The 22,823-nt window shown below is 74.3% G+C and carries 21 protein-coding genes; 13 read left to right on the top strand and 8 right to left on the bottom strand.

All coding sequences use genetic code 11. The features are described from left to right. Positions 1-5: 5 nt before the first annotated feature. Positions 6-257, top strand: a complete 252-nt coding sequence (locus QF032_RS21065; RefSeq protein ID WP_307057054.1) for a hypothetical protein — start codon at positions 6-8, stop codon at positions 255-257. Here QF032_RS21065 and QF032_RS21060 read toward each other — a convergent pair. From QF032_RS21060 to QF032_RS21040, 5 genes are read right to left on the bottom strand one after another with little or no spacing between them, the layout of a single operon-like run. Next, on the bottom strand, positions 247-855 hold the full coding sequence (locus tag QF032_RS21060) for a hypothetical protein (protein WP_307057052.1): 609 nt from the start codon (positions 853-855) through the stop codon (positions 247-249). The genes QF032_RS21065 and QF032_RS21060 overlap by 11 nt on opposite strands. Further along, entirely contained in the window at positions 852-2,405 is a 1,554-nt protein-coding gene (locus QF032_RS21055) for an ATP-binding protein (RefSeq protein WP_373430364.1), read from the bottom strand. The genes QF032_RS21060 and QF032_RS21055 overlap by 4 nt, the downstream gene beginning before the upstream one ends. Next, on the bottom strand, positions 2,402-3,085 hold the full coding sequence (locus QF032_RS21050) for a response regulator transcription factor (RefSeq protein ID WP_306950711.1): 684 nt from the start codon (positions 3,083-3,085) through the stop codon (positions 2,402-2,404). The genes QF032_RS21055 and QF032_RS21050 overlap by 4 nt, the downstream gene beginning before the upstream one ends. 33 nt (positions 3,086-3,118) lie before the next feature. Beyond that, positions 3,119-4,840, bottom strand: coding sequence for a murein biosynthesis integral membrane protein MurJ (murJ, locus tag QF032_RS21045; RefSeq protein WP_307057050.1), 1,722 nt, complete (start codon positions 4,838-4,840; stop codon positions 3,119-3,121). Continuing rightward, positions 4,837-6,033, bottom strand: coding sequence for a lipid II:glycine glycyltransferase FemX (locus QF032_RS21040; RefSeq protein ID WP_307044741.1), 1,197 nt, complete (start codon positions 6,031-6,033; stop codon positions 4,837-4,839). The genes murJ and QF032_RS21040 overlap by 4 nt, the downstream gene beginning before the upstream one ends. 218 nt (positions 6,034-6,251) lie before the next feature. On the opposite strand from QF032_RS21040, the gene QF032_RS21035 reads away from it, so the two are divergent. Next, the gene (locus QF032_RS21035; RefSeq protein WP_307057048.1) at positions 6,252-7,454 is read left to right on the top strand and encodes a L,D-transpeptidase; all 1,203 of its coding nucleotides are present in this window, start codon (positions 6,252-6,254) and stop codon (positions 7,452-7,454) included. Positions 7,455-7,508: 54 nt separating this feature from the next. Here the strand turns inward: QF032_RS21035 and QF032_RS21030 are convergent, their stop codons facing one another. After that, the gene (locus QF032_RS21030) at positions 7,509-7,970 is read right to left on the bottom strand and encodes a ribosomal maturation YjgA family protein (RefSeq protein WP_373430363.1); all 462 of its coding nucleotides are present in this window, start codon (positions 7,968-7,970) and stop codon (positions 7,509-7,511) included. A gap of 33 nt (positions 7,971-8,003) precedes the next feature. After that, positions 8,004-8,951: an ACP S-malonyltransferase gene (locus tag QF032_RS21025; RefSeq protein WP_307044735.1), complete on the bottom strand. Its 948-nt coding sequence runs from the start codon at positions 8,949-8,951 to the stop codon at positions 8,004-8,006. 299 nt (positions 8,952-9,250) lie between these two features. On the opposite strand from QF032_RS21025, the gene QF032_RS21020 reads away from it, so the two are divergent. The 11 genes from QF032_RS21020 (at position 9,251) to QF032_RS20970 (ending at position 21,898) form a co-directional block, all read left to right on the top strand. Next, on the top strand, positions 9,251-10,795 hold the full coding sequence (locus QF032_RS21020; RefSeq protein ID WP_307060324.1) for an acyl-CoA carboxylase subunit beta: 1,545 nt from the start codon (positions 9,251-9,253) through the stop codon (positions 10,793-10,795). Then, positions 10,792-11,025, top strand: a complete 234-nt coding sequence (locus QF032_RS21015) for an acyl-CoA carboxylase subunit epsilon (protein WP_307044732.1) — start codon at positions 10,792-10,794, stop codon at positions 11,023-11,025. The genes QF032_RS21020 and QF032_RS21015 overlap by 4 nt, the downstream gene beginning before the upstream one ends. A gap of 144 nt (positions 11,026-11,169) precedes the next feature. Next, on the top strand, positions 11,170-12,219 hold the full coding sequence (locus tag QF032_RS21010) for an AfsA-related hotdog domain-containing protein (protein WP_266723083.1): 1,050 nt from the start codon (positions 11,170-11,172) through the stop codon (positions 12,217-12,219). Next, complete coding sequence (locus QF032_RS21005) at positions 12,216-13,286, top strand: 3-oxoacyl-ACP synthase (protein ID WP_307057046.1); 1,071 nt, start codon at positions 12,216-12,218, stop codon at positions 13,284-13,286. The genes QF032_RS21010 and QF032_RS21005 overlap by 4 nt, the downstream gene beginning before the upstream one ends. A gap of 102 nt (positions 13,287-13,388) precedes the next feature. Further along, the gene (locus QF032_RS21000; protein WP_307057044.1) at positions 13,389-15,206 is read left to right on the top strand and encodes an FAD-dependent monooxygenase; all 1,818 of its coding nucleotides are present in this window, start codon (positions 13,389-13,391) and stop codon (positions 15,204-15,206) included. After that, positions 15,203-16,222, top strand: a complete 1,020-nt coding sequence (locus QF032_RS20995) for a beta-ketoacyl-ACP synthase III (protein WP_307057042.1) — start codon at positions 15,203-15,205, stop codon at positions 16,220-16,222. Before QF032_RS21000 ends, QF032_RS20995 begins: the two co-directional genes overlap by 4 nt. A 155-nt stretch (positions 16,223-16,377) precedes the next feature. After that, positions 16,378-16,641, top strand: coding sequence for an acyl carrier protein (locus QF032_RS20990; protein ID WP_307044724.1), 264 nt, complete (start codon positions 16,378-16,380; stop codon positions 16,639-16,641). Next, on the top strand, positions 16,638-17,882 hold the full coding sequence (locus tag QF032_RS20985; RefSeq protein ID WP_306950686.1) for a beta-ketoacyl-[acyl-carrier-protein] synthase family protein: 1,245 nt from the start codon (positions 16,638-16,640) through the stop codon (positions 17,880-17,882). Before QF032_RS20990 ends, QF032_RS20985 begins: the two co-directional genes overlap by 4 nt. Positions 17,883-17,942: 60 nt before the next feature. After that, entirely contained in the window at positions 17,943-18,908 is a 966-nt protein-coding gene (locus tag QF032_RS20980; RefSeq protein WP_307044722.1) for an aldo/keto reductase, read from the top strand. Positions 18,909-19,068: 160 nt separating this feature from the next. Continuing rightward, positions 19,069-20,817 carry a 3-hydroxyacyl-CoA dehydrogenase family protein gene (locus QF032_RS20975; RefSeq protein ID WP_307057040.1) on the top strand — a complete coding sequence of 583 codons (1,749 nt, stop codon included), beginning with the start codon at positions 19,069-19,071 and terminating at the stop codon, positions 20,815-20,817. A gap of 328 nt (positions 20,818-21,145) precedes the next feature. Next, positions 21,146-21,898 carry an HAD family hydrolase gene (locus QF032_RS20970; RefSeq protein ID WP_307044718.1) on the top strand — a complete coding sequence of 251 codons (753 nt, stop codon included), beginning with the start codon at positions 21,146-21,148 and terminating at the stop codon, positions 21,896-21,898. On the opposite strand, the gene QF032_RS20965 is transcribed toward QF032_RS20970, so the two are convergent. Then, positions 21,858-22,790, bottom strand: a complete 933-nt coding sequence (locus QF032_RS20965) for a ScbA/BarX family gamma-butyrolactone biosynthesis protein (protein WP_307057039.1) — start codon at positions 22,788-22,790, stop codon at positions 21,858-21,860. The two genes, QF032_RS20970 and QF032_RS20965, sit on opposite strands and share 41 nt — an antisense overlap. Between the last annotated feature and the right edge of the window lie 33 nt (positions 22,791-22,823).

The raw sequence follows: 22,823 nt of genomic DNA, 5'->3' as shown, positions 1-22,823 counted from the left end.
GGGCGTTGTCCTCGTCGACGCGCATCCACCCGCTGCCCGTCGGCGGCGACGGCGGTGTACGCCTTCTCCCAGCCCGGCACGCCCTGTCCCGTCACCGACGGGCAAGACCTCGCCGGACGGCCGGTCGATCAAAGGCCTTCCGCGACGAGGTCAGCAGGCTGGCCGCCGCCGACCCCCGGCCGGCCCGGATCGTGATCGCGGCGGAGCTCACGACCGACGTGGACACCACCGCCGCGGGCGCGCTCGTCAGCGGGTGACGGCATCCGCGCCGGCGCTGCCGGGGGCGAGTCCGCAGGTGCCGGACGTCGTCGCGCCGTCCTGTCCCGTCAGCTCGACGACGGTCCGGCCGTCGGCGTCCATGCTGTAGGCGATCGTGCAGGTCAGCTGGCGCAGGGCGGTGGCGTCCAGGGCGTCCAGGGCGAGGGGCATGCGGGCCGTGGCCCTGCCGGCCGTCGGGCGCCCGATCCGGACCGGCACGCCGGGGAGCGCGGCGGGGAGGGCGGTGTCCAGGCCGGCGGCCCGGTCCTCCTCGCGCGGGCCGGCGAGCAGCATCATGACGACCGTCTCCGTCCGGATCGGTGCCGCCTCCGTGCCGGAGCCCTCGCGGCCGGGGCCCGCCCCGGCGGTCACGGTCGAGATCCTCACCGTTTGTATCACCGGCCGCACCCTGCCGTCGGGGGAGCGGAAGAAGAGCAGCACGTCGGTGTCGCGGGTGAGGAAGGCCTGGACGGTGGCGGGACCGCCCGCCTCGATGACGTCGGTCTCCGGGATGCCGCAGCCGCCGAGCATCGGAGCACCGAGCACGAGAGCCACCGCGACGGCCGCGGCACGCCGGCGCATCCGCGCACGCGTCATCCGCCGGCCTCCTCCGCCTGGAGCGGTATCTCGACGGTGAAGACGGCGCCGCCGCCCGGCAGGTTCCCCGCGTGGATCGTTCCGCCGTGCAGCTTCACGTTCTCCTGGGTGATCGCCAGTCCCAGGCCGCTGCCGGCCGAGCGGGTACGGGCCGCGTCGGCCTTGTAGAAGCGGTCGAAGATGTGCGGGAGGGACTCGGGGCGGATGCCGGGCCCGCTGTCCACGACCTCGGTGACCAGCACGGGCGGGCCCGGCGGACGCTCCTCGGTGCGCAGGCGCACCATGACGGGCGCGCCGCCGTGCCGCAGGGCGTTGCCGACGAGGTTGGCGACCACCACGTCGAAGCGGCGCGGGTCGAGGCGGGCCCGGATGCCGCCGGGCAGTTCGACGCGGACCCGGCCGTCGGTCCAGTGCCGGTGCTGCAGCGTCTTGCCGATGGCCTCGGCGACGTCGACCTCGTCGGTGTTCAGTTCGGCCGCGCGGGCGTCGAAGCGGGAGATCTCCATCAGGTCCTCGACGAGCACGGCGAGCTTTCCGGTCTCCGCGCTGACCAGCCGTACAGCCCGCGCGGTGTCGGCGTCCAGGTCGTCCGCGTCCTCGTCGAGGACCTCGGTGACGGCGAGCATCCCGGCGAGCGGGGTGCGCAGTTCGTGCGAGACGTCGGAGGCGAACCGGCGGGCGCGTTCCTCTGCCTCACGCAATTCCCTTACGGAACGCTCAAGTTGGGCCGCCGACTCGTTGAACGTGCGTGCCAGGTCCGCCAGTTCGTCGCTGCCGCGCACCGGGATGCGGGTGTCGAGTCTGCCGCTGCCCATGCTGCGGGCCGCCCGGCTCAGTTCCCGCACCGGGCGCAGCACGCTGCGGGCGGCGAGCAGGGCGGGGATCAGCGCGACGACGAGGCCGGGCAGGGCGCCGTCCCGGGCGGCGGTGAGGAGCGCGTCGACGTTGAGCTGCTCGTCGGTCATCCGCATGACGGCGTACAGGACGAGACCGCTGGGCAGCACGGTCGACGCGCTCGCCCTGAAGACGGTGGGCATGGCGATGGTGAGGTAGGGGACGCCGTCCTTGACGACCCGCTCGAAGCTGCCGTGCGGGTCGGCCGTCGCGGCGCGCCGCAGTTCGGGCGTGATGACGGTGGAGACGGGGTTCTCTCCCGAGGAGGCGCGCAGCGAGCCGTACTCGGCGAACACCACCCAGGGGTGCGGCTTGCCCTTGCGGGCGATGTCCCGCAGGACCTCTTCCAGGCCCTCCCTCCGCACGGGCAGCGAGAAGCCCGTCTGCTGGACCTGGTCGCGGAACGACGTGACCGCCGTGTCCTGGGCGGTCTCCAGCAGCGCGTTGCGGGCCTCACGGTAGGTCAGCGCGGCCGTCGTGCCGGCGCTGACGGCCGCGACCAGCAGGAAGGCGAGCAGCAGGCGCGTGCGCAGGCCGAACGCCCTGACCCGCGACCGCGAACGCTCTTCGGCGGGCGTGCCGCCATGTCGCTCGTCGCCGTCACCGTTGCCGTCGTCGTGGCGGCGCGGCCGGCCGCGCCGGGGGCCGGTGATCACAGCGGTCCGAAGCGGTACCCGAAGCCCCGCAGCGTCTGCACGTAACGCGGGCTGCCGGGCTCGTCCTCGATCTTGCCGCGCAGCCGTGCCACGCACGCGTCGACCAGCCGGGCGTCGGCGTGGTAGCTGTGCTCCCAGACGTGCTCCAGCAGTTGCTGCCTGCTGAAGACCTGCTCGGGGGCGGCGCACAGGTGCAGCAGGAGCTTGAGCTCCGAGGGGGCGAGGGCGAGCGGCCGGCCGGCTTTGGCGACGGTCAGTCCGACCCGGTCGACGGTGAGCGCGCCGTACACCTCGATGGCCGGGCGGCCCGGGTTGCCGTCGTCCAGGCGGCGCAGCACAGCCCGGATCCGGGCCTCGATCACCTCGGTGCGGGCGGGCTTGACGATGTAGTCGTCGGCGCCGGCCTCCAGGCCGATGACCACGTCGAAGTCGTCGCCGCGCGCGGTGAGCATGATGATCGGCAGCTGGCTGCGCTCGCGGACCTGCCGGCAGACCTGCACGCCGTTCATCCCGGGCAGCATCAGGTCCAGCAGCAGCAGGTCGGGGCGGAACTCGGCGAGCGCGGCGAGGCCGGCCTCGCCGGTCGCGGCCGCCCGTACCTCGTGGCCGCGGCGGCGCAGACCGAGTTCGACCCCCTCGCGTACGGCGGGGTCGTCCTCGATGAGGAGCACGCGGGGCATCGGTGGTTCTCCCTCGGTGGTGGTCGGTCGTGCTCAGGTCCGGCCCGGTCGCCGGCGCAGTCCGCGCAGCAGCGTGTCGAGTTCGGCGAGCCGCAGCGGACGGGCGAGCAGGGCGAAGGTGAGGACGACGACGACCGCGCCGGCAGTTGCGGCGGCCAGGGCGCCCGCCGCCGCCGCGCCGAGGGCGGCCAGGTAGCCGAGGGCGGTGGCGGGGACGGCGGCGAGCAGCAGCCGTCCGTGCGCGCCGACGGCGGACGAGCGCAGGGGGTGGGCGACGGCGAGCCGGCGGCTCAGCACCCGGCCGGTCACCACCCAGCCCGCGCACAGCGCCAGCGAGTACGCCGCCGCCATGCCGGTCACCGCCCAGCGGGCCGGCAGCAGGTGTGCGGCGGCCACGGACAGCGCCGCGTTGAGGGCGACGATCACGAGGTTGAGCAGGAACGGCGTCCGGGTGTCGGAGAGCGCGTAGAAGGTGCGGGACAGCACGTACTGGCCCGACAGGGCGACGAGCCCCGGCGCGAAGGCCATCAGGATCCCCGCCATGGCGACCGTGTCCTCGGCGCTGGTCCTGCCGTACCCGAAGACGAGGGCCATCACCGGCTGGGCCAGCGCGAACAGCGCGCAGGCGGCGGGTACGACGGCCGACGCGCTGACGCGCAGGGCGTGCGAGACGTCGCGCCGCACGGCGGCGGTGTCCCCGTCGGCGGCGGCCGCGCTCATCCGGGGCATCAGCGCGGTCACCACCGAGACGGTGACGATGCCGTGCGGGACGACCCACAGCACATAGGCGTTGTTGTACGCGCCGTAGCCGGGGTCGCCGTCGAGGCCCGCAGTCGTGGCCAGCCGGGTGGTGACCCAGTACGCGGCCTGGTTGGCCAGCACCAGCAGCACCAGCCAGCCGGCCGAGCGCAGCGGGCGGGTCAGTCCGCTGCCGCGCCAGTCGAAGCGGGGCCGCCAGCGGAAACGGGCCGCGCGCAGCGCGGGGACGAGGGCGAGTGCCTGGACGGCGATGCCGGCGGTGGTGCCCCAGCCGAGCACGGCGGTCTCGGTCGCGGTGAGCGTGTCGCCGCCGCCGAGGGCCAGCGCCAGATACCCGCCGAAGACGGCCATGACGACGACGTTGTTCAGGACCGGCGCCCACATCATCGCGCCGAACCGGCCCCGTGCGTTGAGGACTTGACCGAGCAGCGTGAACAGTCCGAGGAAGAAGATCTGCGGCAGGCAGTAGCGGGCGAACGCGGTGGTCATGGCCGCCTGCGGGCCGGTGTAGTCGGTGTACGCGTCGACGATCGCGGGAGCCGCCCACACCCCTGCCGCGGTGATCGCCAGCAGGGCGACGACGCAGACGGTGACCAGCCGGTCGGTGTAGGCCGCGCCCCCGTCGTCGTGCTCCTTGGCGGCCTTGACCAGTTCGGGCACGAAGACGGCGTTCAGCGCGCCACCGAGGAGCAGCATGTAGACGATGGTGGGCAGGGCGTTGCCGACGGCGTAACCGTCGGCGGTCGGCCCGATGGTGCCCACCGCCGCCGCGACCACGGCGGACCGGACGAAGCCGGTGGCCCGGGAGACGACGGACCCGGCGGCCATCACGGCGCTGCTGCGTCCCGCGGAGGCCGTCTCCGACCCCGTCGCCTTCGTCGTCTCCGTCGCCTTCGTCGTCTCCGGTGCCTTCGTCGCCTCCGGCGCGTCTGTGGTCTCAGGCGCTTCAGCGCTCCCCGCATCGGCCGCGTCGGCCGGTATCGGCGTCCGCTTCATCGGCGGTTCAGGTATGCCTGGAAGGCGCGGTGGAGCGCGTGGTTGGCGCTGCCGGTCATTGGTGTCTCCCATTCCCCGAGCGTCTCGACGACCTGTCCCCCGGTGCCGAGCTTCCAGCGCAGCAGTCCGTACGCACGTTCGTCAGGATCGAGAGTGGAGGGTACCCCTCGCATGTCGTAGACGTCGGCGCCGAGAGCGTGGGCGTCCAACAGCATGCGCCACTGCAGGGCGTTGGAGGGCCGGACCTCGCGACGGTGGTCGGCGGAGGCGCCGGTCTGGTACCAGGCCCGCCGGCCGACCGTGATCAGCGTGTGGGCGGCCAGGATTTCTCCCCGGTGACGGGCGAGGTACAGCCGCATGCGGCCCGGTTCCTCGGCGTTGAGCGCCGCGTACTGACGCTCGTAGTAGGCGAGCGAGCGGCCCAGCCGGAAGCCGTCGCGCCGCTCCGTGACGCCGAGCAGCCGGTGGAACTCGGGGAGGTCCGCCGCGCTGCCGACCACCACCTCCACGCCCTCCTTCCGGGCCCGGCGCACATTGCGCCGCCACTCCTGGTTGAGCCCGGACCACAGGTCCTGCGGGGTGCGTCCGGCGAGCGGCACCTGGAAGACGTGCCGGGGCTGGGCGTCGCCGTCCCCGCCGCTCCCGTCGCCGCCGCAGCGGCGCCAGCCCCGGGCCCGCAGCCGCTCGGCGACGGCGGTGCCGAGCGGGTCGACCTCGCTGGCGAGGACGTCGCCCAGGCGCCGGCCCGGGCCGGTGAGCGGCTTGAGCAGGGCGGCGTCCCAGCGCCGGTAGGCGGGTGACGGGCCGATGCGCACGGCGAACGCGCCCGCGCGGCGCAGGTGTTCGAGGAGCGGGTCGAGCCAGCCGTCGACGTCGGGGTCGTTCCAGTCGGCGACCGGCCCCTCGGGAAGGTACGCGAAGTACTTGCGGGTGCCGGGGAACTGCCGCAGCAGTACCAGGGCGACGCCGGTCAGCGCGCCCGCCTCCGGATCCGGTCCCCAGCCGAGGAGCCGGGCGCGCCAGCCCTCCTTGACGTCGGCCCAGGACGGGCACTGGAGGAAGCCGGCGCCGAGGGCCGCGCCGTCGGGGGTCGCGAGGAAGGCGCGGTAGGTCTCGGCGGTGATGGGGCGCAACGGCACGCCCCGGTCCCGGGCTTGGCACACACGGCTGGGCGGCACGAGCAGCGCTGACACGGTCTGAGCCTCTCCTTCTCCCCGGACCTGTGCGGGGACACCGCAGAGGCTCACAGCGGCCCATGACCGCTCCGCACGGTGAATGTGACCGGACCATGACCATTCCTCACCAGTCGCCGTCACATTGCTCCTGCGCCGCTGACCTCGGGTTTTCCGGCTCTACAGTCACGTTCATCGCCGACTCACCGACGCCGTTCGCGTCCTTCTCGGAGGTCCCGTTGCCTCGTATACGCGTACTCACCCAGGCTTGTGTCCGGGCCGCCGTCGTGGCCGCCCTGCTGGCACCGCTCGCCGCCTGCTCGTCGAGCGGCGACCCGGGCGGCCCCGACGCCAAGGGGCCGTCGGGCGCCGCCGGCCGTCCGGTCACGGTCACCGTCACGCCGACGGGAACGAAGGTCCAGGCGGGCCGGACCGTGACGGTCACGGCCTCGGGCGGCCGGCTCACCTCGGTGACCGTCGTCGACGCCGAGGGCCACCGGCTCGCCGGCAAGGTCGCCGCCGACGGCCGCTCGTGGGTCTCCGACCGCAAGGCCGTGCCCGGCGCGGCGTACACGGTGACGGCGGCGACCCGCAGCGAGGGCGGCACCGCCGGGAGCGCCAGGTCCGCCTTCACCACGGCCGCGGCGGACAAGGTCAACAAGGTCGACTGGCGGCCGGGCGCCGCCGCCACCGTCGGCGTCGCCCAGCCCGTCTCCCTGGTCTTCGACCGCCCGGTCAAGAACCGCGCCGAGGTCGAGAAGCAGCTGAGGATCACCACCTCGGACGGCACCAAGGGCTCCTGGGGGTGGCTGCGCGACTGGTCGGGCGGGGACAGGGTGGACTGGCGGCCCGAGGCGTACTGGAAGCCCGGGACCAAGGTCACGCTGAACGCCGAGCTGAACGGCACCGACGCGGGCCCGGACGGCGGCTGGTTCGTACGTGACTACACGACGAGCTTCACCGTCGGCGCCCGGCAGATCGTCAAGGTCGACCTCGACAGCCACCAGCTCACCCTGGAGCGGAACGGCGAGACGGTGCGGCGCATACCGGTCTCCGGCGGGACGCCCGGCGGCGACAAGCGCTCCTGGCGCGGCACCGCCGTGCTCATGGCGAAGGAGGGCACGATCAACATGAACTCCGAGACGGTGGGCCTGGGCAACGCCTACGACAAGATGGTCGACTACTCGATGCGGCTGACCTGGTCGGGCATGTACGCGCACGCCGCGCCGTGGAACGCCCGCTTCTTCGGCTCCGCCAACCACAGTTCGGGATGCATCGGGATGAGCGACGCGAACGCGGCCTGGCTGTACGGGCAGGTGCGGCCGGGCGACCCGTTCGAGATCACCGGCAAGGACACCAAGGGCGTGGTCGCGCCCGGCAACGGCTTCGGCGCGTGGAACCTCTCGTGGGCCGAATGGCAGCAGAAGAGCGCCCTGCGCTGAGAAGCGGCCGATCGCCCCGGCCTCGCCGGCGGGGCGGCCGCTGCGACGGACGCCTCAGCCGGGCCGGGGTCCGGGTCCGGGCCTCGGTCCGGGGTCACCGCCCGCGCGGCCGGCCCGCAGCGCGGTGTGGACGCCCCAGCCCGCCACCGCGCCGACCGCGTACCACAGCAGGTCCGGGGGATTGAAGGTGGAGCCGAGCACCAGGCGGGCGACGGCGCTGCGCCGGGAGAGGTCCGCCGGCACGGGGCTGAGCTGGAGGAACTCGACGGCCCAGCTGACCGCCAGCGCGCTGCCGGCGGCCGCCGGGGGAGACGCCCGGGGCGCGAGGGCGACGACGAGCGTGAGCAGCAGGACGGTGTACAGCGCGTCCCCGCCGTACTTGGCCACGTCGCCTGCCGCCACGGCCCGCAGCCCGAGCCCCGCGCCGACGGTCGCCGCCGCGGCGCAGGCCGCCGCCAGCCGGGTCCGCAGCGGGTCGGCGGCGGCGGTGCCGCGGGTCTCGGATATGCCGGTCACAGGGCCTCATACTGCCGGACGCCCGTGCGGTCGTCAGGCCGCCTGCGGGACCGGGACCTCGAAGCGGGGGGACGGCACCTTCGGCAGGGTCCGCTTCGCCAGGCCGGCGAGGGTGGCGCCGGGACCGATGTCCAGGAACGCCGTGGCGTCCAGCTCCTCGTGGAGGACGTGCAGGGTGTCCGCCCAGCGGACCGGGCCGACCAGCTGGCGGGCGCACAGGTCGCGCCAGTGGTCGCCGCCCCGGTGTGCCCGGGCGTCGACGTTGGCCACCACGGGGATCGTCCCGGACGCGAAGGGCGTCCGGTCGAGGGCGCTGCGCAGCGCCGTGCCGGCCGGCTCCATGTAGGGGCTGTGGCAGGCGGCGGTGACCGGCAGGACGGCGTAGCGCAGACCGGCTCCGGCCGCCCGGGCGGCGGTGGCCGCCACGGCCGTGCGGCTGCCGGCGACCACCGTCTGCCGGGGGCTGTTGTGGTTGGCCACCCACAGCTCGGCGCCGTCCCGGCGAGCCTCCTCCACCAGGGCCGTGACCTGCTCCGGGCCGCCGCCCATCACGGCGGCCATCGCTCCGGGCCGTTGCCGCGCCGCCGCCGCCATGGCCCGGCCGCGCTCGCCCACCAGCCAGGCGCCGTCGGCCGGCGACAGCACCCCGGCGGCCACGAGGGCCGAGTACTCCCCGAGGCTGTGCCCGGCGACGGCCGCCACGTGCGCGGACGGATCGTGCCGGCGGAACTCCGACCAGGCCAGCAAAGACGCGGTGAACACCGAGATCTGGGCGTGGTCGGTGCGCGACAGCGTTTCCTGGTCCGCCGTCAGCAGCAGCTCGGCGACGTCGAACCCGCTGGCCCGGGAGACGGTTTCGACGAGTTCCCAGGACGGCGTGGCCCGCCACGGCTCGCCCATGCCGGGGCGCTGCACCCCCTGGCCCGGGAAAAGGACGGCGTACCGCGGCTCGGCGGTGAATGCGTGAACGTGCGCGACCATGATCTGCCCTCTCGATGCTTCCGACAACGGCCGGAAACATCGTCCGGTGCCGCCGCTCAAGTTCCGGACCGTGTTTTCCTCACGCCCCGGCCTGCGCTTCGCTCAAGGCCGGGAAAAGGATTCGGCGGCTGTTTCAGGGCTTGAGTCAGGCATTGTCCGTGACCCCGAACCCTTCTTTCGGGCGGCCTCGGTCCAGAGGCGTCCGGATGGGAGGACAAGGCATGACGACCCTGGTCGAGAACCCCGTGGCGCACAGCCCGGCGCCGCCTGCCGCGCCGGAACCCGAGCGGCCCGACAGCATGCATGTGCGGGTGGAGGAGCTGCGGCGGCTGCGTGCGGAGGTGCACGCGGGTCCCGGACAGCGGGCCACCGAGGCACAGCACGCGAGAGGCAAGCTCACCGCCCGCGAGCGCATCGGGCTTCTGCTGGACGAGGGCTCGTTCACCGAGCTGGAGCCGCTGCGCCGGCATCGCGCGACCGGCTTCGGCCTGGAGCGCCGCAGGCCGCACACCGACGGTGTGGTCACCGGCTGGGGCACCGTCGAGGGCCGTCAGGTCTTCGTCTACGCGCACGACTTCCGCATCTTCGGCGGTGCGCTCGGCGAGTCCCACGCGGCGAAGATCCACAAGCTGATGGACCTCGCGGAGGCGTCCGGCGCCCCGCTGGTGAGCCTGTGCGACGGTGCGGGCGCCCGCATCCAGGAAGGGGTGACCGCGCTCGCCGGGTACGGCGGCATCTTCAGCCGCAACGCGCGCGCCTCCGGCGTCGTCCCGCAGATCAGCGTGATCCTCGGCCCGTGCGCGGGAGGCGCGGCCTACTCGCCGGCGCTCACCGACTTCACCTTCATGGTCCGCGGCGTGGCCCAGATGTTCATCACCGGACCGGACGTCGTGCGGGCGGTCACCGGCGAGCAGGTGAGCATGGACGAGCTGGGCGGCGCCGACGTGCACGCGTCGGTGTCGGGGGTGGCCGCGTTCGCGTACGACGACGAGGCGAGCTGCCTGGAGGACGTGCGCTACCTGCTGTCGTACCTGCCGTCCAACAACCGGCAGTCCGCGCCCGTGCTGCCCTGCGACGACCCGGCGGACCGGCGCACCGACCGGCTCGCGGGCCTGGTCCCCGCCGACCCCTCGCGCGGCTACGACGTGCGGGAGGTCATCGAGGAGATCGTCGACCACGGCGAGTACTTCGAGACGCACCCGACCTGGGCGCCCAACGTCGTGTGCGCCCTGTCCCGGATCGACGGCCACGTGGTGGGCATCGTCGCCAACCAGCCCCTCGCCAGCGCCGGGGTGCTGGACATCAAGGCGAGCGAGAAGGCCGCGCGGTTCGTCTCCCTGTGCGACGCCTTCAACATCCCGCTGATCACCATGCTGGACGTGCCCGGCTTCCTGCCCGGCGTGGACCAGGAGCACAACGGGATCATCCGGCACGGCGCGAAGCTGCTGTACGCGTACTGCAACGCCACCGTCCCCCGCATCCAGCTGATCCTGCGCAAGGCGTACGGCGGTGCCTACATAGTCATGGACTCCCGGTCGGTCGGCGCGGACCTGTCGTTCGCCTGGCCCACCAACGAGGTGGCGGTGATGGGCGCCGAGGGCGCCGCGAACGTCATCTTCCGCCGGCAGATCGCCGACGCCGACGACCCCGCGGCGATGCGGGCGGGGATGGTCGAGGAGTACCGGTCCGAGCTGATGCACCCGTACTACGCGGCCGAACGCGGTCTGGTCGACGACGTCGTCGAACCGGGCGAGACCCGCGCGGTGCTGGCGCGTTCCCTGGCCATGCTGCGGACCAAGCACCGGGCGCTGCCGCAGCGCAAGCACGGGATCACCCCGCTGTGAGCGCCGATCCCGGCGTGCCGTCGCCGTCCGACGCGCCGCGCGAGGCCGTGTTCCGCGTCGTCCGCGGCAACCCCGACCCCGCCGAACTGGCCGCGCTGGCCTGCGTGCTGACCGTGCTGCGGGCGCGCGCCGAGAGCGGCGCCGGTGAAGCGGCCGAGCCCGCGGCCGCCCGCGCGAACTGGGACCGGGCCGGCCACGGCTACCGCGGTCCGCTCGCCTGGGTGGGCTGACCGCCGGCCTCCGGGGCGGCGGACGCACTGCCCGCCCTTTGAGTCCGCTTTTAGTGAGCGCTTTGCCACCCCCCTCGACAATGAAATCAAGCGAGAGAAAAGGGAATCGACCCCCGCTCGCGCCGCATCAGGAGGACGAAGGAAATGACCTCTGAAGAAAAGAAGACCTGCCTGCCGGGTGCCGCCAACCTCGAATTCATGCGCACCGTGGACCGTTCTCTTCTGCACCGCTGGGCGCTTTCCGAGGTGTTCCTCACCGACGCCCGCAAAACCGGCGAGGAGGAATACCTCGCGGCCGCCCAACTGCCGCCGCTGCACGCCTACTACACCGAGCACACCTCGCGGCTCGGCACCCCGGACCCGATGCTGCTGCTGGAGTGCTGCCGGCAGGCCGAGACCTACGGCGGCCACGAGTACGCCGGGGTCTCGCGCAGCAGCAAGTTCCTGCTGCGGTCCTGGTCGATGGAGCTGCCGGGGCTGCTGACCCTCCCGCGGCAGGAGCGACCGGGCGAGCTGCGCATCTCGGTGCGCACGAGCAACCGCCGCGGCACCCCGGGCGACGTGCGCCGGCTGTCCTTCGGCGTCGACATGAAGCTGGCGCAGCGCTGCCTCGGCTTCGTGCGCATGGACGTCGGCTACATCCCCTCCGAGGTCTACGACACGGTCCGGCTGCAGGGCCGCGGCCGGCCGCTGGTGCCGTTCCAGGACCTGCCCCGGCAGACCGCGTACGTCGCCCCGCACCTGGTGGGCCGCAGCGACCCGGCGAACGTCGTCCTCAGCTCCGTCACCGTGGGCAGTGACAACGCCTCCGCGTCCGTGCGGGTCCCGCTGGACAACCGCAGCATGTTCGACCACGGCCAGGACCACGTGCCCGGCATGGTGCTCATGGAGGCCGCCCGCCAGCTGTGCATGCTCGGCGTGTCCGACCTGTGGGGCGCCTCGGTCAGCCGCAGCACGGTCGCCGGCTTCGAGTTCTCCTTCACCCGGTACGCCGAACTGGACGTGCCGACGACGGTGCACATCCGCAAGACCGAGCCGTACGCGCACGAGGACAACCTCAGCCTGATGCTGCCGGACCTGCGGACCTTCCACATCGACTTCGAGCAGGACGGCGACGTCATCGCCTCCGGGCGGATGCACACCACCACCGCCTCCACGGGCGTCCCGCTGCTCGACGGCGAGGAGTGCATATGACCTCCAATGGCACCCCCGACCGCGCCCCCGACGGCACACCCGACGGCATCTGGCTCGCGCCCGCCGAGTGGCTGCCGCCCACCGCGGAGAAGACGGTGGACGCGCTGGCCGCCGGCCGGGTCACCGCCGAGGAGGCGGACGCCATGGGGTACGGGCAACTGCCCGTCTCCCCCGACCTGTCCGCCCCCCGCATGGCGGTGCGCGCCGCCCGGCTCGCCCTGACCCGGGCCGGTGTCCCCGCCGGGGACCTCTCCGCCGTTCTGCACGCCTGGACGTACTACCAGGGCCACGACTTCTGGTCTCCGGCCCACTACGTGGCCGCCGGGGCCGGCGCGCTGAAGGCCGTCCCGACCGGCGTCCAGCAGATGTGCAACGGCTCGGCCGCCGCCCTGCGCGCCGCGGTGCACCAGCTCGTGGCGCGGCCCGGCGACGGTCCGCTCCTGGTGACCACCGCCGACCGCTTCGCACCGCCGGGCTTCGACCGGTGGGGCGGCGACTACGGCGTCTGGTACGGCGACGGCGCCACCGCGGCCGTGGTCGGCACCGGGGCCGCCCCGAGGGGAACGCTCGCCCTGCGCGCCCTGTGCACGCGGGCGGCGCCGGAGCTGGAGAGCGCCCACCGGGACACCGACGGCTTCCACCCGGCGCCGCACACCCGCGGTGCGGTCGTGGACGTCCGCCGGACCAAGAAGGCGTTTCTCGCCGAACAGGGCAAGCCGCGCTTCCTCGGCCGGCTGCGCCGGGAGACGACGGCCGTCCTGGCCGCCGCGCTGGCCGAGGCGGGCGTCGGCTCCGGCGGGGAGCGGCTGAGCGTCGTGCTGCTGCCGCGGCTCGGCCGGGCCACGGCACGGGACGTGTACGGCCCCGCCGTCGCCGAGGTCACCGACGCGCCGACCGCCGACCTGGGCGAGTACACCGGCCACCTGGGCGCCGGCGACCTGCTGTCGAACCTGGCCGCCCTGGCCTCGGACAGCGGCCCGCACCGCCTCGAACGCGGCGCGTACGCGGCCGTGCTGAGCGCGGGCGCCGGGTTCACGTGGAGCGCCGCCGTGGTGCGGCGGACCTGACCCGGCGGACTTCACCCGCCCCCCTCGCGGTGAACTCCGCTCCACCCCTTCGCACTTGCTGAACCTCTCCGCACCTAGCTGAACTTCGTCGAAAGGACTGTCATGGCGTTCCCCCAGCGCGAGGACCCCGGTGAGCGGCGTCCCGTCCTCGTCGTGGGCGCCGGCCCCGTGGGCCTGGTACTCGCCACCGAACTGCTCGCGCAGGGCGTCGCGGTCCGGCTGGTCGACCACTCGGCCGCCGGCCCCGCCCAGCACTCCCGGGCCAGCGTCGTGTGGCCGCGCAGCCTGGAACTCCTCGGCCGCATCGGCGCCTCCGAGCCGCTGATCGAGCTGGGCAACCGGCTGGACTCGGTGCAGTACTACTCCGACAAGCGGCACCTCGGCGCCGTCGAGATGAGCCGGCTCACCGACACCCCGTACCCCTTCGGCGTGGTCGTCCCGCAGGACACCACGGAGGAGGTGATCCGCACCCGGCTGGCCGCGTACGGCGGCGAGATCGAGTCCGGCTCCCTCACCGGGCTCGACACCTCGGGGCCCCGGCCGGTCGCGGAGGTGCGTCGGGCCGACGGGCGCACCGAGCGGATCGAGGCGGACTGGGTGATCGGCGCGGACGGCGCGCACAGCGCGGTGCGCCGCTTCGCCGGGATCGAGCTGCTGGGCGCCGGCGACGACGTGCTGTTCGCGATCGGCGACGGTCCCGTGGCCGGCGACCTGGACCAGCACGCGCTGGTGTACTGCTACTCCCGCTCCGGCGCCCTGGGGATCGCCCCCTTCGGCGACGGCCAGTACCGGCTCGCCATCAGCGTGCCGGACTGGCGGGGCGAGCAGGGGCCGCCGCCGGAGCTGTTCCAGCGGTTCCTGGACGAGCGTTCCCCGCGGCCCGGCGTCGTCGGCCAGCTCGACTGGTCCACCATCTTCCGGGCCCGGCGCCGGGTGGCGGAGACCATGCGCGCGGGCCGGGTCTTCCTCGCGGGCGACGCCGCCCACGTGTTCAGCGCCGCCGGCGCGCAGGGCATGAACACCGGCATCCAGGACGCCGTCAACCTCGCCTGGAAGCTGGCCGGCGTGGTCCGGGGCGCCTTCGAACCGGGCATCCTCGACACCTACGACAGCGACCGACGCCTGGCCGCGGAGCGCATCGTGCTGACCACCGCCAAGCAGACCGGCTGGGGGCTGTTCAAGCGGCGCCACGAGCTCGCCCTGCGCGACGTCACCGTACGGCTGGCGCACCGGACCGGGGTGCTGCAGCGGTTCGGCGGCCCGCTGATGGCGCAGCACGACGTCAGCTACCGCCCGGCCGAGTCCCTGCGCGACACGCTGCCGGGGCTGACCCGCAGGATCCGCGTCGGCGACCGGCTCCCCGTGTTCGCCGCGCACGACGACCCACAGCCGGGCGCAGAACGCTGGCCCTCGATCGACCCGGCCCGTCTGACGCTGCTGCTCTGGGCCGGCGACCGCCAGGACTCCACCTGGCTGGCCGCCCGTGCGTCCGTCTCGGCGGCCGCCCCCGACGGTGTTCCGGTACGGGACATCTCCGCCTGGCCGGGCTTCACCCCCCTGCTCGGCACCGCCCCGAGGGCCCTCGTGGTCCGCCCCGACGGCCATGTGGCGGCGATCGTCCCCCCTGAGCCGACAGCGGTCCGTACGGCACTGCGCAGGGCGGGAAGCAGCTTCCGGGCGGGGCACGACATCCGCGCGGGGGGCGGTCTCCGGGCGGGGAGCGCCTTGCGGGCGGGCAGTGCCCCTGAGCCTGCCGCCGAGGGCACGCCGGACGCCGGGGACACGCCCGGCGCCTCGGTCGCCGCGACGGCGACGGCTGCGGGTGCGGCGGTCCCGCGGACTCCGGCCGCGCGGCTCACGGCCCTGGCGGCGCACGCCGGCCGTTCGGGCGGCCACGAGCCGGGGGAGCTGGCCTCATGAGCCGCGTCGCGGTCCTGTGCGGCCTGGGGGGCGCCCTGCCGGCGACGGCCGTCTCCAACGAGAAGCTGGCGGAGCAGCTCGACACCTCCGACCGGTGGATCCGTACCCGGACCGGGATCGGCCGGCGTCATGTCGTCGCCCCGGGCGAGGCCACCTCCGACCTCGCCGTGGCGGCCGGCCGGGACGCACTCGCCTCGGCCCGCCGGACCGGTGGGGAGGACGCGGCCGGAGTGGACCTGGTGGTGCTGGCCACCAGCACGCCGGACCGACCGTGCCCGGCCACCGCGCCGGACGTCGCCCACCGGCTCGGCCTGGGGACGGTTCCCGCGTTCGACGTGTCCGCCGTCTGCACCGGGTTCGTGTACGCGCTGGCCGCAGCCGCCTCCATGATCACCGCGGGGGTCGCCGAACGGGCCCTGGTGATCGGCGCGGACACCTTCTCGACCATCCTCGACCCGGCCGACCGCACCACCCGGGCCATCTTCGGCGACGGAGCCGGAGCCGTGGTCCTGCGGGCGGGCGGGGCGGACGAGCCGGGTGCGCTGCTCGGCTTCGACCTGGGCAGCGACGGCTCGGGCGCCGACCTGATCACCGTGCGCGCCGGAGGCTCCCGGCAGCGCTCCACGCCCGGCCCCCCGGGCGACGGGGACCACTTCTTCACCATGGACGGCCGTCCCGTGTTCACCCGGGCCGTGCTGGACATGAGCCGGTCCTCGCAGGCCCTCCTCGACCGGATCGGCTGGACGCCCGCCGAGGTGGACAAGGTCGTGGCCCACCAGGCCAACATCCGCATCCTCAACGCCGTGGGCGAGCAACTCGGCCTGGAGGAGAAGCAGATCGTGGCCAACCTGGACCGGGTCGGCAACACCGTGGCCGCCTCGATCCCGCTCGCCCTGCGCGACGCCGCCGCCGACGGCGAGCTGCGGCCCGGCCACCGCGTGCTCCTCACCGGGTTCGGCGGCGGCCTCACCTGGGGCTCGGCCGCACTGGTCTGGCCGGCCCTGGAAACCGGCTGACCCCACCGGCGACACCGAGAGCCACCGGCCGCACCGAGGACCCCACGGCCCAGAACCCCACGCCCCCACAACCCCACAGCCCCACCGCTCCCACAAAACCGACAAGACCGACAGCACCCACAACACCGAGAAAAGCACCACGAGAGGAAACCACCATGAGCACTCCCGTCATCCAGGTCCAGGAGTCCCTCAAGCACCGCGTCTCCATCCTGATCAGCGAGAAGTTCGGCCTCGACGAGGCGGAACTGCTCTCCGGCGCCACCTTCGACGAGCTGGAGATCGACTCCCTGATCCTCGTGGAGCTGAGCCTGATCCTGCGCAAGGAAATGGGCATCGTCCTCCAGGAGGGCGAGCTGAAGTCCGCCTTCACCCTGGACGAGGCCGTCAACGTGATCCGCGCGAAGGCGGATCAGGCATGAGCGGCGTGGCCCGGGGCCGCGGAGTCGCGGTCACCGGAATGGGCCTGGTCACCCCGGCCGGCATCGGGGTGGCGGAGAACTGGCGGCGCGTGCTGTCCGGCGTCTCCGCCGGGGCCACCGACCCCGAGCTCAAGGGTGAGAGGGTCGACATCTCCTGCCGGGTCCCCGGCTTCGACCCCACGGCCGAGCTGGGCCGGCGCACCGCCTGGAAGCTGGACCGCTTCACCCAGCTCGCCGTGGTCGGCGCCCGGCAGGCGGTCGCGGACTCCGGTCTGGACACCGGATCCTGGGACTGCACGCGGGTGGGTGTGGTCATCGGCAACTCGCTGGGCGGCGCGGCCACCCTGGAGAAGCAACTGCGCACGTACTCCGAGGGCACCCCCGAGGACGTGTCCGCGCTGATGATCCCCATGAGCATGGTCAACATGGTCGCCGGATACGTCGCCATGGACCTGCGCATCCACGGTCCCAGCCTGGTCACCGCGACCGCGTGCGCGTCGGGGGCGTCCGCGATCGGCACGGCCCGCGAATGGCTGCTGTCCGGACTGTGCGACGTCGTCCTGGCCGGCGGCACCGAGTCGGCGATCAGCCCCGGCACGCTCAACGGGCTCTCCCGGATGGGCGCGTTGTCGGGCCGTACCGACGAACCCGGGGCGGCCTCACGGCCGTTCGCGGCGGACCGGGACGGCTTCGTGGCCGGCGAGGGCGCGGCGATCCTGGTGCTGGAGCGGTGCGCGGACGCCACCGCCCGGGGCGCCCGGCGCTATGCGGACATCGCCGGTTTCAGCGCCACGTCCGACGCGCACCACGCCACCGCCCCGCACCCGCGGGGCGAGGGCCTGGCCCGGGCGCTGCGGGCCGCCCTGGACGACGCCGGAGTGCTGCCCGACGAAGTGGAGCACGTCAACGCGCACGGCACCTCCACCCCGATGAACGACCTCACGGAGGCCCGTGCCCTGCACTCGGTGCTCGGCGACCGCGCGGCGGTCTCCTCCACCAAGGGCGTCACCGGCCACACCCTCGCCGCGGCGGGCGCCGTCGAGGCGGCGTACACGGCACTGGCGCTGTACCACGGCGCGGTGCCGCCCACCGCCAACGTGCGGTCGCTGGACCCGGCGATCGACGTCGACATCGACGTCGTCACCGGCTCGGCGCGGCACCGGCGGATGAGCGTCGCCGCGAGCACGTCCCTGGGGTTCGGGGGGCACAACGCCGCCCTGGTCCTCACCGCCGCGGCCTGACGGGCCGGGGTGTCCGCACCCCGGCCCCGGCCCACCCCACTCACAGGAAGGAACGTGCCCTTGAGCACGCGCAGCCTCGGTCCGACCGGATTCGACGTCCGTCCCGTCGGCCTCGGATGCATGGGAATGAGCTGGGGCTATGCCGAGTCCCAGCGCGACGACACGGTGTCGGTCTCGGTGATCCGGCAGGCGCTGGACGCCGGTCCGGTCCTGCTGGACACGGCCGACGCCTACGGCGAGGGCCACAACGAGACCCTCGTCGGCCGTGCCCTCGCCGGGCGTCGCGGCGACGCCGTGGTGGCGACCAAGACCGGCATCGTCGTGGACGACCTGGCCACCCGGGCACTGAGCCGCGACGGCTCCCCCGAGCACATCCGTCGCTCGGCCGACGCCTCCCTGCGGCGGCTCGGCGTCGACGTCATCGACCTGTACTACCTGCACCGCGTCGACCCCGCCGTACCGCTGGAGGAGTCGTGGGGCGCGCTGGCCGAACTGGTGCGCGCGGGCAAGGTGCGCCACCTCGGGCTGTCGGAGGTGACCCGGGAGCAGGCCGACACCGCGCACCGCGTCCATCCGGTGGCGGCGGTGCAGTCCGAACTGTCCCTGTGGACCCGCGAACCGCTCGACCCGGGTACCGGGATCTCCGGCTGGTGCGCCGCGCACGGCGCCGCCTTCGTGCCGTTCGCACCGCTCGGCCGGGGCTTCCTCACCGGCCGCTACACCCGGCCGGAGGATTTCGAGGCCGGCGACTTCCGGGCCGCGAACCCCCGTTTCACCGGGGCGGCGTTCACCGCCAACCTGCGCATCACGCACACCGTGGAGAAGGTGGCCGCCCGGCACGGCGCGACCGCCGCCCAGGTCGCCCTGGCCTGGACCCTCGCGCAGGGCGACCACGTCGTCCCCGTCCCCGGGACCAAACAGCCCCGCTATCTGACGGACAACCTGGCCGCGGCCGCCCTGCGCCTGACCTCGCAGGACCTACGGGACCTCGACACCGCCCCCGCCCCCACCGGCAGCCGCTACTGACGGCACACCCACTCCCCGGCAGCCGCTGCTGACCGCACGCCCACCCGCCGGCACACCCCCGGCCGACCCGCCCCGGACCCGCCGGCGGTCTCCGACCGTCCTCGACCGCCCTGGACGGCCGTCGGCAACCCCCGACCGCCTCGACAAGCAGGAGCACACCATGCCCGATCAGCCGGACGGCGTCCCCGCGCCGTCTCCGTACACCGTCGCCGTCGTCGGTCTGGGCGGCACCGGACTGGCCCTGGTGCGCCGACTCGCCGGCGCGGGGCTCACCGTCGTCGGCGTCGACGCCGACCCGGCGGCGCTGGGCCGCGTCCGGGACCTGAGCCCGTCCGAGCGCCCCCGCACCCTGACCCGCTTCCCGGCCGGGGTCGCCACGGCCGACCTGGTCATCGAGTCGGTGCCGGAACCGGCCGCGCTGAAGCGGCTGGTGCTCGCCAAGGTACGCCGTCACCTGCGTCCGGGCACCCCGGTGCTCACCACGGCGTTGACGACGTCCCTCGCCGACCTCGAGGAGGCCGCGGGCCCCGACCTGTTCGCGCTGCGCTTCCTGCGCGCCGACGACCTCGACGCCGTGGAGGTCGCCCGCGCCGCCCGCGCCGGGGATGCCGCCGCCGAGCGGGTGGACCGGATCCTGACGGCGGCCGGGATCACCGCGCACCGGGTCGTCGACCGACCCGGCTCGCTCGCCCCGGGTCTGCTGCTCGGCCTGCTGAACCGGGCCGCGTGGATGGTCCACGACGGGTACGCCACCGCCGAGGACGTCGACACCGCGATGCGGCTCGGCTGCGGCTGGCGCGAGGGGCCGCTGGCCGTGCTCGACGCGATCGGCCTGGACACCGCCCGTGACCTGCTCTCCCGCCTCGCCGAGACGGCCGACGGGCACACGTCGCCGGCCCCGGTGCTCGACGAGCTGATCGCCCGGGGCGCGCTCGGCCGCAAGACGGGCCGCGGCTTCCACCGCCACGACCGGGGCGCGGCGCCGGGCCGTCCGGCGGAGCCGACCGCCCCGCCCGGACGCCGGGTGGTGGTCGTCGGCTCCGGGACGATGGCCACCGGCATCGCGGAGTCCTTCGTGCGCGGCGGCTTCGACACCACGCTGCTGGCGCGGACCGAGGAGAAGGCGCGAGCGGCCGCCGAACGCGTGGAGTTCGCACTCCAGCGCACGCGCACGACCGTGGAAGCGGGCACGGGCGCGGACACCGGCGAGGAGCCGGGGGAGAGCCGTTTCACGGCGACCGCGGACCGCTCGGTGCTGGTCGCGGTGGACCTCGTCGTCGAGGCGGTGGTGGAGGACCTGGAGGTCAAGCGAGCGCTGTTCGCCGAGCTGGGCGAGGTCTGCGCGCCGCGCACCCTGCTGGCCACGTCCACCTCGAGTCTGTCGGTCGCCGACTGCACCGAGCCGGCGGGCCGGCCGGCGGACGTGCTGGGCCTGCACTTCTTCAACCCGGCCCCGGTGATGCGCCTGGTGGAGCTGGTCCCGGCGGAGGGAACCAGCGCGCACAACCTGGCCCGTGCCCGCGCGGTGGCCGAACGGCTCGGCAAGCAGGCCGTGCGGTGCGGCGACCGGGCCGGCTTCATCGTCAACGCGCTGCTCTTCCCGTATCTGAACCAGGCTCTCGAGCTGCTGGACGCGCAGGAGACGACGACCGCCGCGCTGGACGCGGCCGCACGCGGCGTGGGCGGCCAGCCGCTGGGTCCGGTACGGCTGCTCGACACGGTCGGCGCCGATGTGGCCCTGGAGGTGCAGCGCCGTCTCCATGCCGACCCGCGCTGCCGGGCGCCGCGGTCGGCCCCGCTGCTGGAGCAGCTGGTGGCCGCGCGCCACCTGGGCCGCAAGACGCCCGGCAAGAGCGCCCGCACCTACCTGGCCTCCCGAGCCGCCGCGCCGGTCCCCGCAACCGTCTGATCCCGCCGGCCCCGCCGGTTCTGGCGGCCCCGGCGGTTCTGGCGGCCCCGGCGGACCCCTCCGGTCCTGGCGGCCCCGCCGGCCCCGCCGGCCCCGGCTGTCCCGGTCCGACCCGGCCGCTCCCGGCGTCGTCCGGGACGCGGCGCCGCCGGCCCGCGCGCCCCGGGCCGGCCCGCCGGCTCCGCGTCCGGGCCGGCCCCGTCGGTGCGGCGGGCCCACCCGTGCCCGCCCAGACCGTGGGGGCCGCAGTACCGGCGCCGGCCGCCCCTCCCCCGTCACCCCTCCCCCGTCACCCGTCACCCGTCACCCGCACGGAAGGCCGTACCCCATGTCCGCTGTGTCCGATGTCCCCGGCGCACCGAGCGACGCCCCCGTCGAGATCGCCTTCTTCGACGTCGACGAGACGCTGATCACCGTCAAGAGCATGTTCCGCTTCCTCGAGTTCCACTACCGCGAGCGCGGTCTGCCGCCGTCCGCGTACGAGGAAGCGGCGGACACGCTGCGGCGCAGGTCGGCGGCGGGCGTCTCACGGCTGGTCACCAACCGCGAGTACTACCGCCTGTTCGCGGACCGGCCGCGCGAGGAGCTGTTCGCGCACGGCCGCGCCTGGTTCGAGGCGGAGCTCGCCGGCGGCGCGCTGCTGCACCAGCCGGTGGTGTCCGCCCTGCGCGGGCACCGGGCGCGGGGGGCGCTGATCGTGCTGGTGTCGGGTTCGTTCCGGCCCTGTCTGGAGCCGGTCGCGGAGTTGCTCGGCGCCGACGAGATCCTGTGCAGCGAGCCGGAGTACGTCGGCGGCCACTGCACGGGGCTGGTGGAACGCCCGGTCATCGGCGTCGAGAAGGGCCGGCTGGCGCGCGCGCTGATGCGGCGGCGCGCGGTGTCCCCCTCGCACGCCGCCGCCTACGGCGATCACGCCTCCGACCTCGACCTCCTGCGCTCCGTGGGCCGTCCCGTCGCCGTCGGCGACGACATGGTGCTGGGCGCCCATGTCGCCCGGGTGGGCGGAGACACGCTGCCGGGGGCCGGGCGGGACGCGAACGTCAGCCGGACTGCTCCTTGGCGACCGACACCAGCGCCGTGAAGCACAGCTGTCCTTCCTGATGCATCGTCACCAGGAAGCGGGCGCGGCCGAGTTGGTCGTCGGGCAGATGACGGGCTTCCACCCAGCAGGGGGAGTCGAGCTCGACGTAGCGGTGGAAGACGGTCTCCATCGCCTCGGCGAGGCCGACCCTGGGGTGCCGGACGGTGCGCACGGCCTGCTTGGCCGCCTCCAGCAGCAGGATGCCCGGGGCGTGGTCGGCGGGGTGGTCGAAGTACATCGGGTGGTAGGTGTCGATCCGCAGCTGCCAGCGGTCCGTCGCGTCGGTGGGGGAGAGCACCACGTCCCGGAACTCCTCGCCGGCGCCGGAGACCGGCGGCGGCAGCGGGCGGCTGCGGGCCAGTTCCAGCATGCGGTGGGCGTCGCCGTGGGAGCCGCGCAGCCGCTCGTAGATGGCGGGCGGCTGGATGGTGAACCGGGTGTGCGCGGTGGCCAACTGCTCGCCGTCGCGCAGCACGGTGACGTCCAGGGACAGGGCGCAGACCCGGCCGCGGCGGCGGACCACGTCGTGGCAGCGGATGTGCAGGTCGGGCCGGCCGCCGACGCCGTCCTCGCGCAGTGTCCCGAGGTTCAGCGTGTAGCGGTACTCGCTCCACAGCAGACGGTGGTCGAACGGGACGTCGTAACCGGCGTGCGACAGCAGCGGAAAGGTCTGCCGAATCGTTTCCGTGAGCAGTACGGCGCTGCCCTCCCCCCGGTCGCCGGCGGCCACGAGACGGCCCGCGTCCGTCCAGTCCGCCGCGACCAGGAACTCGTCCTCCGCCAGGCGCTTCAGGCCCGAGAGAAGCACCTGGCCGCCGTCGTGCTTGTGGACGAGATCCTTCGCGACCCGGACCGTTCTCGACACCGCGGCAGCCGTCACCGTCTCATTCATGTGGAACCCCCCTGGTTGTCCAGCGTCGACATG

The organism is Streptomyces achromogenes (genome assembly GCF_030816715.1).
Classification (GTDB): domain Bacteria; phylum Actinomycetota; class Actinomycetes; order Streptomycetales; family Streptomycetaceae; genus Streptomyces; species Streptomyces achromogenes_A.
Note: the sequence above shows the minus strand (reverse complement) of the source record. Positions and strands in the feature narration are given on the sequence as shown.

Bases quoted from the DNA above. Each gene is read 5' to 3' on its own strand.
- QF032_RS21060 (WP_307057052.1), bottom strand. From the start codon at position 855: ATGACGCGTGCGCGGATGCGCCGGCGTGCCGCGGCCGTCGCGGTGGCT.
- QF032_RS21050 (WP_306950711.1), bottom strand. From the start codon at position 3,085: ATGCCCCGCGTGCTCCTCATCGAGGACGACCCCGCCGTACGCGAGGGG.
- murJ (WP_307057050.1), bottom strand. From the start codon at position 4,840: ATGAAGCGGACGCCGATACCGGCCGACGCGGCCGATGCGGGGAGCGCT.
- QF032_RS21025 (WP_307044735.1), bottom strand. From the start codon at position 8,951: ATGGTCGCGCACGTTCACGCATTCACCGCCGAGCCGCGGTACGCCGTC.
- QF032_RS21020 (WP_307060324.1), top strand. From the start codon at position 9,251: ATGCATGTGCGGGTGGAGGAGCTGCGGCGGCTGCGTGCGGAGGTGCAC.
- QF032_RS21010 (WP_266723083.1), top strand. From the start codon at position 11,170: ATGACCTCTGAAGAAAAGAAGACCTGCCTGCCGGGTGCCGCCAACCTC.
- QF032_RS21005 (WP_307057046.1), top strand. From the start codon at position 12,216: ATGACCTCCAATGGCACCCCCGACCGCGCCCCCGACGGCACACCCGAC.
- QF032_RS21000 (WP_307057044.1), top strand. From the start codon at position 13,389: ATGGCGTTCCCCCAGCGCGAGGACCCCGGTGAGCGGCGTCCCGTCCTC.
- QF032_RS20995 (WP_307057042.1), top strand. From the start codon at position 15,203: ATGAGCCGCGTCGCGGTCCTGTGCGGCCTGGGGGGCGCCCTGCCGGCG.
- QF032_RS20990 (WP_307044724.1), top strand. From the start codon at position 16,378: ATGAGCACTCCCGTCATCCAGGTCCAGGAGTCCCTCAAGCACCGCGTC.
- QF032_RS20985 (WP_306950686.1), top strand. From the start codon at position 16,638: ATGAGCGGCGTGGCCCGGGGCCGCGGAGTCGCGGTCACCGGAATGGGC.
- QF032_RS20975 (WP_307057040.1), top strand. From the start codon at position 19,069: ATGCCCGATCAGCCGGACGGCGTCCCCGCGCCGTCTCCGTACACCGTC.
- QF032_RS20970 (WP_307044718.1), top strand. From the start codon at position 21,146: ATGTCCGCTGTGTCCGATGTCCCCGGCGCACCGAGCGACGCCCCCGTC.
- QF032_RS20965 (WP_307057039.1), bottom strand. From the start codon at position 22,790: ATGAATGAGACGGTGACGGCTGCCGCGGTGTCGAGAACGGTCCGGGTC.